The sequence below is a fragment of the Exilibacterium tricleocarpae genome, assembly GCF_007004655.1.
GTDB classification, from domain to species: Bacteria; Pseudomonadota; Gammaproteobacteria; order Pseudomonadales; family Cellvibrionaceae; genus Exilibacterium; species Exilibacterium tricleocarpae.
In genome coordinates this window covers 66,246-78,051 of record NZ_ML660100.1, presented here as the reverse complement: position 1 = coordinate 78,051, position 11,806 = coordinate 66,246, and the positions used below count along the sequence as shown (strand labels likewise).

Here is an 11,806-nt window from a genome sequence, read left to right as displayed (position 1 = left end):
GTTATGGAGCGCCTGATTCAGTGGTTTATCGCCAATCCTATCGCCGCCAATCTCTTAATGGTATCGATCGTGCTGGGCGGCATACTGAGCGCCCAGCGCCTGGAGCAGGAAGTGCTGCCGCGGGTGAATACCAATTATGTGGACATCACCATGGAGTACCCGGGCGCCGGCCCGCGCGAAGTCGAGCAGCAGATCACGATGCGGATCGAGACGGCACTCGCCGATATCGAAGGCATCAGGCAGCTGCGCTCGGATTCGCACCGGGGTCATGCCGTTGTCACCCTGGAGGCACTGGAGAGCACAGACCGGCAACAACTGCTTAACGACATCAAGGCCCGGGTGGACGCTGTCGACACCTTTCCCGCAGCCGCCGAACGGCCACTCGTGCGCCACCGGGTGCAGCGGCGGGTGCTGTTGTACTTTGCGCTCCACGGCGATGTGGACGAGACAGTTCTGAAAGAGTACGGCCAGTTGATCAGCGATGAACTGGCACAGCAAAAAGATGTTGCGTCGGTGCGTATAACGGGGATGCGGGACGACGAAATCAGCATCGAAGTATCAGAGGAGAACCTGGATCGCTACCAGCTCAGCTTCGATCAGGTGGCTGCGGCTATCCGCCGGTCATCGCTCAGCCTGCCGGCCGGCACCATCGAGACCGACGGCGGCGATATTCAGGTGCAGACCCGCAACCAGGCCTACAGTGCCGGGGACTTCGCTCGCATAGTCGTGCGCAGCGGCAGTGACGGCAGCCGTTTGTTATTGAGCGATATAGCCGATATCCGCGATGGCTTTGCCGAGCAGCGGCGCGAGGTTATTTTTAACCGGCGCCGGGCACTGGCCTATGAAGTGTACCTGACCGATAGTCCCAACCTCGCACAGGCCACCCTGGAAGCCCGCCAATACCTTGAGCGCGCCCGGCAGTTGCTGCCGCCGAGCATGGGTATTGAAGTCACCTTCGAGAAGAAAAGTATCTTCGACGACCGGTTGCGGCTGTTGAGCAACAACGCCGTCAGCGGCCTGATACTGGTGTTTGTGGTGCTGATGCTGTTTCTGCGGCCGCTGCTGGCCATCTGGGTATGTATGAGCATTGTGGTGGCTTTTTGTGGCGCCTTCTGGTTGATGCCCTATGCCGGTATGTCGCTCAACCTGTTGTCGATGTTTGCTTTTTTGATGGTGCTGGGTATTGTCGTGGACGACGCTATCGTCATCGGTGAAAGTATCTATGCGCAGCACCAGGCCGGACTGCGCGGCACCCGGGCGGCGGCCGGCGGTGCCAAACAGGTCGGCAAACCGGTGGTGTTTGCCATTTTGAGCACCGTGATCTTTTTTGCCCCCATGCTCGATCTGCCGCCGTCCCTTGCCAGCATCACCTACCCCATCGCCGTGGTGGTTATACTGTGCCTGCTGTTTTCATTGATCGACTCGCTCTTTATTCTACCCGCACACCTGGCCAATATGGCCGCTGAAAAGCCGAGCCGCATAGCGGCGCTGAATAAACTCGCCGAGCTGCGCGCCGCCCTGGGCGGCGGTCTGGTTCGAGTCGCCGATAATTACTACCGCCCGCTCTTGCGCCGGGCGTTAAACAACAATGCAGCAACTCTGGCGGGATTTTTCATGGCACTGCTCATATCGGTGGTGGTGTACCAGGCGCTGCCGAAGAGCTTTCAACCAACGGTTCCGGCAGATTTTGTCAGTGTCAGCGTCACCTTGCCGGAAGGCACCCCTTACCGGGAAACACGGCGCATCATGCATCAGATCGTAACCGCGGGAGAAGCCCTGCGGACAGACCCGATGCTGCTACAGTTGAACGCCGGCAAAGGCGGCTTTATCCATCAGGTTACCGCCAGCACTGACGACAATAAAGTGGGTGTCTTTATCGGCATGCGCGACGCACTGCAGCATAGGATATCCTCCCCCCAAATCGCCGAGCGCTTGCGGGAGTTGATTGGCCCCTTGCCGGAAGCCAAGCAGTACTCGCTGAACTATGCCTTCGACGAGGAGAGCGCAGATATTCAACTCAACATAAATGTGCCCGGCAATGATATGGAAACGCAACGGGCGGCGGCCGCGGCTGTCTCGGCCGCACTGGCGGCCTACCCGGGTGTGTTTAACGTGCGCGACAGCCTGGACCTGGGCCGGGTGGAGGTTGAGCTGGCGTTGAAACAGCACGCCGACCAGTTGGGTATCAGCCTTGAGGATATCGCCAGACAGGTGCGCCAGGGTTTCCACGGCGAAGAAGTGCAACGAATTCCGCGCGCCAGGGAAGATGTTCGGGTGATGCTGCGCTATCCGGAGGCCGAGCGCCGCAGCCTGGATCAACTCACTGAAATGCGTGTGCGCACGGCCGGCGGCGTCCAGGTTCCATTGGAAGAGGTGGCGGAAATACGCCTGGTTCCGGGCTTTACCTCGATACAGAGAATAGACCGCCGCCGCACTATCAGCATCAGCGCCGAGGTGGAAAACGGTGTGGACCCCACCCGGATCGTCGCCGACCTGAAAACACGGCAGTTACTGAACTGGCAGCGCGAATACAAGGGTTTCAAACTGGATACAGACGGCAACCTGAAAACACAACAGCAGTCCAATCGACAGTTGTTGATTAACCTGCTGGTGGCCCTGGCAGCGCTGTATGCCTTGATGGCAATCGCCTTTCGCTCCTACTTTCAACCGCTGCTGGTGCTCACCGCGATTCCCTTCGGCTTTATGGGCGCCGTGATTGGACACAAGTTACTCGGCCATGAGGTCAGCTTTATCTCGCAGCTTGGGTTTCTCGCCTGTGCCGGTGTAGTCATCAACGACAATTTAGTCCTGTTGGACCGTACCAATCAGTTACACCGGCAGGGAAAGACCGTGCTCGCGGCAGTGCTGGCCGCCGGCAGCGACCGTTTTCGCGCGATAACACTTACGTCCCTGACAACGTTTATCGGTCTGCTGCCGCTATTGTTCGAGCAGAGTATCCAGGCCCGTTTTTTGATTCCCATGGTGATTTCCCTTTCTTTCGGTGTAGTGTTTGCGACCACTGTGACACTGATTCTGGTGCCCTGCCTGTATGTGATGGGGTATAGAGTATCCACAGGGTTGCAGCGATTGACTATGGACGACGAAGTGGCAGGCGCCCTGGAAATCGCAGAGACGGGCAATACCTGAGGGGTTGCAGCAGAACTTACACTAAGTCTGGTGCCGGACGCTAATGGATAGGAGAACTGAGCATGGTAAATCAAAGCATGGATAAAGCGGGCGAATCATACGGAATATCGGTCATAGTGCCGACCTACAACAAAGTAGAGCTGTTAAAGCGCACCATCGATTCTCTGCTCAAGCAAACGCTTGCGGCTGAGTGCTATGAAATTATAGTGGTTGATGACGGCTCCAATGACAGCACCGGCGAAGCCGTCAAACAATACCAGGCGGTGCATTCGAATATTAAATATCTCTATACGCCCGATGACGGCTTCCGAGTATCAAGGGCCCGGAATATCGGTATAGCAGCGGCCGCCAAAGAGATTCTACTGCTATTGGACTCGGGAATCCTGGCGGGATCGAGATTGTTGGAAACGCACTTGATTAAACACTATGAAAAATTTGATTCGGTGATAGTGGGATTATCTCATGGCGTCGAGGAAGTAGCCTTGAGTGCGTCCGACACCATCGTGGAACTGTTGCAACAGCAGACGGTTGACAAGGCGCTTGACATAATGACGGATATTCCCGAGGTTCAGGATTGCCGCTACGATTATTTCAAAATGAGAAATTTCGATATCGCGGGATTCCCGATCCCCTGGATCATCTTCTGGGCCGGGCATGTGTCGCTGAGGAGACGCGCCGCCGATCGCCTCAACGGATTCGATGAGTGGTTTACCTCATGGGGAGGGGAGGATGTCGAATTCGGCTATCGGCTTCATCAAGCCGGCCACGAGTTCGTTATGCTGGATCAAGTGCTGTCCATTCACTACCCGCATCACAAGAACACGCCCCACAAGACATCCAGCAGTTCGGACAATCTCAAATATATGATTGACAAGCATCGGGACAGGTGGATGACGAAACTGCTTACCGGCAGCTGGATGAGTGTATGCGAAAGCGCCCTGGCGGAAACGGAAAAACACATCGGATAACCGGGTGACCACCGGACCCGGTGGCAGCCTCAGCACGTATCAGCTGTAATAACCCAGACCTGATCGGGTATGGGATTTCGATGAGTCATGGCAGGCAAACGTGCGCATCAGCCTATCGACGCTGAAGACATACCGACAGCATTGCCAACCGATCCGATCCGGCATATCCACCGTTCGGTTGGTTTAAATCAACCTCTGCGATACCAACTTCGCGTGTCACTGTAACTTCAAAACACACCCGGGCATCTGGCATAGGTATTGCTAACACCATCGTATAGTCAGTCATAGCCATACGGGTTCTACCGCGGCTTATCATTACCGTTGTCAGGGAAATATTATGATCACTTGGGCTGTTATCTTCTTTGTCATTGCGATAGTGGCAGGGTTGTTGGGGTTTACCGGCATCGTCGGTGCGGCTACCAATATGGCCTGGGTCATAGCCGTCTTTGGTTTAGCGCTGGCTATTATGTTTGCTATCAGGGGGAGTGTTCCCCGCGGGCAGTAAAGTGCCCGATCCTATCGTCAATCAACATTTCATCCACAAGGAAAACACACTATGAGTAAACAAGTACTGGGTTTGTATAAAGAATATAGCGCAGCGGCGCTGGCCGTTGACAAGCTTTCCAATCAGGCAGGCGTGCTGCGCGACGATATCAGCGTGATCGTTAACGAAACGTCCAAGGGTAAGCACTTCGATATAGAGGTGAACACCAAGGCGCCCGAAGGGGCCTCCGCAGGCGCTGCGGTCGGCGGTACGCTGGGCGCGATCGCGGCGGGCCTGACCGCTGTCGGTGCGGTCGCGGCACCCGGCATCGGTCTCGTTGCCGCGGGCCCGATTCTCGCCGCACTGGCGGGAGCAGGTGCCGGCGGCGCGGTGGGCGGCCTGGCCGGCGGGCTAATCGGTGCCGGTCTGTCTGAAAACGAGGCTAAAGTGGTTTCCGATGAAGTCGACAGCGGAAATATCTTAATTATGGTCGATGCCCACGACAATCACGTCGATCTGGTGAAAGAAATCTTTGAGAACACCGGCGCCAAATCCATACACTAAAACTCTACAATCCCGGGGTGTGCTGTCCTGCATAAAAGCCCGTGCGCACCGGGCGGCACATACCGGGTTATCCCCGCCGATAAACGGCGACCGCTTATCGTCTCTTCTCCTCTACCAGCCACCTGCGGGCATTGGACCACACGAGCGTTCGTTGACCGTGACGCGCTATCACTATCCGTTAACAGGCATCACAAAAAGAACCCGGCCTGAGCCGGGTTAAAGATCACAACTACTGGAGAGATTGCCAAGTTGTGTAATGAACGCGTTGTGTCAGCAGTAATCACGACAACCAGTCTATTCCACCTCTATCATTACCGGCCACAACGCTTCGGTAGCGAATACATTGCAATACAATCTGCCAATAGTTGCTTACTGCATCTATCAACTGTTGACGGCATCGTCCGCCGGGAACTAAAACAGCAAATAAAATGCCAACCAACAGCGTCCCGCTAAAGTCAGTAGACCAGTACTGTTTTTTATGTATTTTTTGCAGCCCATCGGTAAAAATTCCAACAAACTGAATACTGCCAGCGCTTTCCGACTACCGGGAAAGCCCGATGGGCAACCGGCTTATATAGCCCTTTTAGGGCTCTTACCGGTTTAAAAGCCCCTACACCCTAACAATACTTACTTAAAAGGATTTGCACGGCTTATCGACCTTTACACTACCTTTACCAATCTTTTTTAAAAACGCCGGTAAATTGGCACTCCTTTACTTGGTTAAATGCCATTACCTCTACACCCAGCATGTTCACTCGTACAGCATTCGCCGCACTGATCTCTCGGCTGGCATATATCCTGCGCTGGCATATATCCTGCGCTGGCATATATCCTGCTAAAGAACCCTCGCAGATTTTTAAGTTCATGTATGAAACTGAAATAGGAGTGATATTTGTGAATAACTTTCGGAAAACACTGTGGGCATCCGGTCTGTTGGTACTGACTTCATCGATGGCGCAAGCGGAGGCCCCGGAGTTCTACGTCGGGGGTGGTTACGGTCTCTACAAGTTTGAATTTGACAACGACGATATCGATACCGATTTCGAGGACGAACAGGGTGTTATCAAGCTATTCGCCGGTGGCAAGTTTACTGAGCACCTGGGTGTCGAATTGGCCTATTTAAACTTCGACGAAGCGACCGACAGCGACCTCGATGCCGATATTGACGGCTTTTCACTCGCTGCGGTTTTGTCGGCGCCGCTGGGGGAATCCTTCTCACTGTTCGGCAAGCTGGGCTGGTTCGCCTGGGAAGCTGATATCAGCGGTTCAGTACCGTTTGATTTAGACGTTATCGGCGTCGACGACAAACTTGACGGCGACGACGTCTTCTATGGCGTCGGCGCAAAGTTCAGGCTCACCGATAATGTCGATCTGAGAGTGGAATACGATCGCTATGAACTCGATGACAACTTCGATCCGGAGTTGGATATCTTTTCAGTGTCGGCGCAGTTTGTTTTCTAGGCAAACATGCTGTAATAGATACAAAGCGCGTGTAATTACTTACAACTCATTTGTTTTGCAACAGTACTCTGTTTGAGAACCGGGGCGCTTGAGGTTGGGCACGGCTTTTCCAGACCCGGATTGGGCGTCCCCCCTTAACCCCTGCAGGCAAGTCCGGCGCTGGGGGCTTGAGCGCGGCATCCCTGCCGCGCACGATCTGGGAAAGCTGTACCCAACCTCGGGTTTCACACTGACCTACGGGACTTTTGTCTGGGTTTTTGACAACGATGAGAAAAACCTTAAGGCTGGCATGAAGGATCGACTGGGGGAGACACCAGGGTATTCAACAAAATTGCAAGCCGATAAACATTTTTTGTGGGTAACAAGATACGCAAAACTACGTAATTACTAAATTGGAGATTGAAATCATGGTTACCACCGTTAGAAAAACCACAGCCCTGCTGTTATCACTCATCCTCGTCGGCCTGTTGGCCGCGTGCGCCGGCAGCGCGACACAAGAGAGCACCGGGGAATACCTGGATGACAGCGTGATAACCACCAAGGTCAAGACTTCGCTGCTGAAGTCACCGGACGTTTCCGGCTTTGCCATCGAAGTCGAGACCTTTAAAGGTGATGTTCAGCTCAGCGGATTTGTCGATACCGCGGCCCAACGGGCACGGGCGGAAACCCTGGCGCGAGAGGTCGCCGGTGTAGCCGATGTTGAAAACAATATCATTGTGAAATAGTCTTGGCGTCTAAACCAGGCTGCCGGCATAGTTCCGGTTTGCATTGACGCACTAAGGGTAGCGCGCCGCTCACCGGGCGGTGCGCTACCCGGATGCCGGGACACGGATGCCGGGACAGTCAGTCGCGGCTACGCAATCTATGGAAGCTTATGGCGGCGAAAACCCAAGCGGCAGGCAAAAAACCAGGCAGCCTGAGTTGGCTGCTCGACAGCAGCATTCCCCTGCCAGGCGGCTATCGTATCGGGCTCGACGGGGTTATCGGCTTGATCCCGGGTGTCGGCGACGCCATCGGCGGCGGCCTGTCGGCCTGGATTTTCTATCAGGCAGTCAAACTGGGTGTGCCCAAAACAGTCCTGTGGCGCATGCTGGCGAATATCCTGATTGACACGGTCGTGGGCGCGATTCCCATCGTGGGCGACCTGTTCGATTTCGTCTGGAAAGCCAATCAAAAAAATGCCGAACTACTTGAAAACCACAGGCGCCTGCCTGCGGACACCTGAACCCCGGCGTCGCAGCAAGGACAGATACGGCCTGTTTTGGTAGTATCCAAGTCAACAATAAGCTTATGCAGACACCACAGGAGAAAAAAAATGTCTATAGAAGTAACGGGTATACTGGGCTTTATCGTCTTTATTCTTAATATCTACGTCATCATCAAGACCATTCAGAGCAGTATCTCCGGTGGGCACAAGGTCATGTGGATCCTGTTGGTGCTCCTGTTACCGGTAATCGGTCTGCTGCTTTGGTTTTTCCTGGGACCGCGACGCTGAACCCGGGAGCATCAATACCCGGGGTTGGGGCTGGCGTCGGGCGGCAAAACAGGCGGCGGCGCGGCCAGACCTCTCACCACGCCGGCTCTGCCGCGTCTTAAGTCTTGCAACTCCCGCTGCAGTTCCACCTGTTGCACGGACGGCTGTCCCTGCAGTCGGACACTCAAGCGATCCGGCGCTTCAAAGGCCTCGGTTAAACCCCGCACGATCAAACCGCAATATCTGATTGATGCCGAAGCTGATTTAGGATTCAAACGGCACTTTTTATAGTTAATGTCTCTTAGTGGGTTTACTTACATGCACTTTTTGTTGCAGCGACCATGCTTTTTGTGGCAGCGACAAAAGTCAACCGAATATAGACGGCGGAAAACCCATGCAGGGACCGCCAGTACAGGTGGAGTTTGCGAACGCCTTAGCAGTTTTTGGCAGTTTGGCACAAAACGGGGTTGACGTTTCGCGGCGAAGCGAATACTGTATATCCATACATATCGACAGGAGAGCAAAAATGGCTGTTGTGGCAGTGTGGAAATGCGATCGGGACGGGGCTATGTTCGACAACAAAAAAGATGCAGAAGATCACGACAAAATGTTGGAACTGGCCGCTAATATCACCAGCCTGATAGAAAACCACATACCTAAAATTGACGAATCCGTCAGCGAATCCATTGGTTTGCTGCTCGCGGAACGACGCGATCTGCTGGCCAAGGCCTGTAAGGGCAAACCTGAGCTATTATTGGAGCAACACGACGCATCCACCGTCACCCCCCTAGTTGCCAACCAATAATAGATACCTTGCCTAACCCCGTCCCACCGGGGTTAGGCCTTTTTTGCGCCCGGTTATTGACGGGGCGACAAGTTATTTTGCGAACTGTTTTGAGAACTGTTGTGAGAAAACTGCCGCACCAGCTTGATCAGCGCAAAATTGATAATCAGAATAATAAACATGGCGGGCAGGCCCCCGAGGTTGGACATCATTCTGATACCATCTATATTGGCAAAGCTGACCATAACCCAGGCCACGATACCGATGGCAACACCCCAGGCAAATTTCAAGCGCAGCCTGACAGAACGGCTTTCATTGAGTTCGGGCTCATTTGGCGAGGAGCGGGTACAGAGTTGACTCATCGCCTCGGTATTGGAATCCGCCGCGGTGACATAGGACAAAAAAGTAATAAAAACGAACACGGCGACAGTGATGCCGGCCAGGGGCAAGCGGTCAAAAATGGCATAGATCACCGCTTCTCCGCCCTTGGTCTGTAATACTTGATACAGGGCACCGTTCTCGCTTATGTCCATCTGCAGCGCCGTGCCGCCAAACACCGACATCCACACACAGGCAAACAGGGCCGGTAACACCATATTGACCTGAATAAACTCCCTCACCGTGTAACCGCGGGCAATCTTCCCCAAAAACATCGCCGTAATGGGCGCCCAGGCAAACCAGTTGGCCCAGTAGAAAATAGTCCAGGATTTTGGCCAGGGGTCGGCGGCAGCGGCACCGGTATACAGACTTCGGCTAAAGAATTCCGACAAATACTCGCCAAAACTCTCCACCCCCACTTCCAGAATAAACAGTGTCGGGCCGAACAAAAACACGAACAGGCAATAACCGAAAAACAGCCTGATGTTGATATTCGACAACCGCGATATTCCCCGGTGCAGACCGCTGACCGCCGAGATGATAAAGGTTGCTACTATCAACGTCGTAACCAAGGCGCGGGTCGAGGGGCCCGAGCCAATCCCGAACAAATTGTCCAGACCGCCCGACAACGTCAGCACACCGGCGCCGAGCGAGGCTGACATACCCGCAACCAGGGCGTAGAGGGCGATGGCATCGACCACCTGACCACCGCGCCCCTGTGTCCATGATCCGAGAACCGGGCTCAGGGCCGAACCGAGTGAAAACGGCTTGTTTAGATTGTAGTACACCAATGCGAAGGTCAGCGCCGGTACAGTATAGATAGCGTAGGGGGTAAAAGACCAATGCAAAAACAGGGTGGACAGTGCAAAGCGCGCCGCTTCCGGCGAGCCGGAGGCAAGCTCTAGGGACTGCGGCGGCGCGTGTAAATGAAACATCGGCTCGGCAGTACCCCAAAACAGGATGCCGGTGGCAATCGTCGTACACAGGGTAATCGCAAACCAACGCCAGCGGCTCAGCAGAGGTTGCGCCTGCTCGCCGCCCAGCCTGACGGAGGCGATCGGCGAAAAGTAGACCCACACCAGAGTCAACAGCAGCAGCAGGGCCGAGAGGCTGAAAAGCCAGGAAAAATGGGTCAGAATCCAATCGTTAATCCGGGAGGTGGTTGTTAAAAACCCCTCGAGGTTAAAAAAGCTGGACACCACCGCCACACCCAACAGCGCAAACGGCGGCCAGAATACAACGGCCCGGATGCGTGGCGCCGCCTCATTCGCAGGGATGCCGGAGCGCTCCGGTAGGCGTGTCGTTTGGTCCATGGTCGCCTTCTTTGTATCAATTCACGTAAACGGCAGTTGACTACTGCAACCACATGATTACACACAAACATCGAGAACTCTACGGCGCCGGGGTACCAGGCATCTGTGATAAGGTGCGGCGAAATAACGTATACTAACTGCTGACACCGGACCGCGATTTATCTATTACCAGGCAGTATGAGCACCAAATACCAGGCAGTATGAGCACCAAAGTACTAATCTGCGACGACTCCAGTATGGCCCGAAGACAGATGGCCAGATCGCTGCCGGCGAGCTGGCCGGTCGAGATTACGTTTGCCGCCAATGGTCGCGAAGGGCTCAGCGCCATCCGCGAAGGCAAAGGGGAGTTTGTGTTTCTCGATCTCAATATGCCTGTTATGGACGGTTACAAGGTGCTGGAGACTCTGGCTGCAGAGGGTATTGAGACCCGGGTGGTAGTCGTGTCCGGCGATATCCAACCGGAGGCGCGCAGGCGGGTGATGCAACTCGGCGCGCTGGAGTTTATCAAAAAACCTGTGGATGTCGTCAAGATAGCAGAGCTGTTTGGCAATCTGCACCTGCAGCGTCCCCCCGAGCGCCGGCGCGATACCCGGCGGGTGCGGCCACCACCAGCGGGCACGCGGCGCCCTCCCGCCAAACTCAGCCCCGAGCAGCGCGACTGTTATCGCGAAATTGCCAACGTCGCTATGGGACAGGCCGCAAGTCTGCTGGCGCGGGTATGGGATGTCTTTGTGTTACTGCCGATTCCCCACGTCAATATGATTGAAATAAGCGAGCTGCAGATGGCGCTGAAAGCAACCGAGTACGACACGGTGTCGACGGTTTGCCAAGGCTTTATCGGCTCGGGTATCGCCGGCGAGGCGGTGCTTTTTTTTCACGATTTTACATTTGCCGATATTGCCAGACTGATGAAGTACGAGGGAAAAATCGATAAAGCGACAGAAATGGAACTGTTGATGGATGTGGCCGGCATTCTGATCGGTGCCTGCCTGAAAGGTATTGCAGAGCAATTCGATGTGCCATTTGGCCTGGGGCACCCGGCCGTGCTCGGGCAGCACGTACCGCTCGAAGGACTGCTCACCGACGGTGTCGCCTGGAGGGAGACACTGGCTATCGAAATTACCTACACCATCGAAAACTACAATGTGCAATGTGATCTGCTGATTCTTTTTACCGAAGAATCACTCGACATTATGAGCCATAAAATCGCCTACCTGCTCGATTAAATTAACA

At 54.6% G+C, this 11,806-nt stretch carries 13 protein-coding genes; 10 read left to right on the top strand and 3 right to left on the bottom strand.

Going from position 1 to position 11,806, the window contains the following annotated elements; all coding sequences use genetic code 11:
- Window positions 1-3: 3 nt before the first annotated feature.
- From FKG94_RS19940 to FKG94_RS19925, 4 genes are all read left to right on the top strand, one after another.
- The gene (locus FKG94_RS19940) at window positions 4-3,147 is read left to right on the top strand and encodes an efflux RND transporter permease subunit (RefSeq protein ID WP_142928702.1); all 3,144 of its coding nucleotides are present in this window, start codon (window positions 4-6) and stop codon (window positions 3,145-3,147) included.
- Between the two features lie 62 nt (window positions 3,148-3,209).
- Window positions 3,210-4,115, top strand: coding sequence for a glycosyltransferase family 2 protein (locus FKG94_RS19935; RefSeq protein ID WP_142928701.1), 906 nt, complete (start codon window positions 3,210-3,212; stop codon window positions 4,113-4,115).
- 337 nt (window positions 4,116-4,452) lie between these two features.
- Window positions 4,453-4,620 carry a DUF1328 domain-containing protein gene (locus FKG94_RS19930; protein ID WP_142928700.1) on the top strand — a complete coding sequence of 56 codons (168 nt, stop codon included), beginning with the start codon at window positions 4,453-4,455 and terminating at the stop codon, window positions 4,618-4,620.
- A 51-nt stretch (window positions 4,621-4,671) separates the two neighbouring features.
- Window positions 4,672-5,163: a hypothetical protein gene (locus FKG94_RS19925; RefSeq protein WP_142928699.1), complete on the top strand. Its 492-nt coding sequence runs from the start codon at window positions 4,672-4,674 to the stop codon at window positions 5,161-5,163.
- Between the two features lie 671 nt (window positions 5,164-5,834).
- Here FKG94_RS19925 and FKG94_RS28780 read toward each other — a convergent pair.
- Window positions 5,835-6,029 carry a hypothetical protein gene (locus FKG94_RS28780; protein ID WP_179957733.1) on the bottom strand — a complete coding sequence of 65 codons (195 nt, stop codon included), beginning with the start codon at window positions 6,027-6,029 and terminating at the stop codon, window positions 5,835-5,837.
- A gap of 28 nt (window positions 6,030-6,057) precedes the next feature.
- On the opposite strand from FKG94_RS28780, the gene FKG94_RS19920 reads away from it, so the two are divergent.
- From FKG94_RS19920 to FKG94_RS19905, 4 genes are all read left to right on the top strand, one after another.
- Window positions 6,058-6,624, top strand: coding sequence for a porin family protein (locus FKG94_RS19920; protein WP_179957732.1), 567 nt, complete (start codon window positions 6,058-6,060; stop codon window positions 6,622-6,624).
- A gap of 407 nt (window positions 6,625-7,031) precedes the next feature.
- Window positions 7,032-7,349 carry a BON domain-containing protein gene (locus FKG94_RS19915; RefSeq protein WP_142928697.1) on the top strand — a complete coding sequence of 106 codons (318 nt, stop codon included), beginning with the start codon at window positions 7,032-7,034 and terminating at the stop codon, window positions 7,347-7,349.
- Window positions 7,350-7,498: 149 nt separating this feature from the next.
- Window positions 7,499-7,849, top strand: a complete 351-nt coding sequence (locus tag FKG94_RS19910; RefSeq protein ID WP_142928696.1) for a DUF4112 domain-containing protein — start codon at window positions 7,499-7,501, stop codon at window positions 7,847-7,849.
- A 90-nt stretch (window positions 7,850-7,939) separates the two neighbouring features.
- The gene (locus tag FKG94_RS19905; protein ID WP_142928695.1) at window positions 7,940-8,119 is read left to right on the top strand and encodes a PLDc N-terminal domain-containing protein; all 180 of its coding nucleotides are present in this window, start codon (window positions 7,940-7,942) and stop codon (window positions 8,117-8,119) included.
- A gap of 11 nt (window positions 8,120-8,130) precedes the next feature.
- Here FKG94_RS19905 and FKG94_RS19900 read toward each other — a convergent pair whose 3' ends face one another.
- Window positions 8,131-8,325 carry a hypothetical protein gene (locus tag FKG94_RS19900; RefSeq protein WP_142928694.1) on the bottom strand — a complete coding sequence of 65 codons (195 nt, stop codon included), beginning with the start codon at window positions 8,323-8,325 and terminating at the stop codon, window positions 8,131-8,133.
- Window positions 8,326-8,624: 299 nt separating this feature from the next.
- Here FKG94_RS19900 and FKG94_RS19895 point away from each other — a divergent pair, with 299 nt between their 5' ends.
- Complete coding sequence (locus tag FKG94_RS19895; protein ID WP_142928693.1) at window positions 8,625-8,903, top strand: YebG family protein; 279 nt, start codon at window positions 8,625-8,627, stop codon at window positions 8,901-8,903.
- 53 nt (window positions 8,904-8,956) lie between these two features.
- On the opposite strand, the gene FKG94_RS19890 is transcribed toward FKG94_RS19895, so the two are convergent.
- Entirely contained in the window at window positions 8,957-10,573 is a 1,617-nt protein-coding gene (locus FKG94_RS19890; protein WP_142928692.1) for a BCCT family transporter, read from the bottom strand.
- A 200-nt stretch (window positions 10,574-10,773) separates the two neighbouring features.
- Between FKG94_RS19890 and FKG94_RS29440 the strand changes: the two genes are divergently transcribed.
- Window positions 10,774-11,799 carry a response regulator gene (locus FKG94_RS29440; RefSeq protein WP_142928691.1) on the top strand — a complete coding sequence of 342 codons (1,026 nt, stop codon included), beginning with the start codon at window positions 10,774-10,776 and terminating at the stop codon, window positions 11,797-11,799.
- Window positions 11,800-11,806 lie beyond the last annotated feature (7 nt).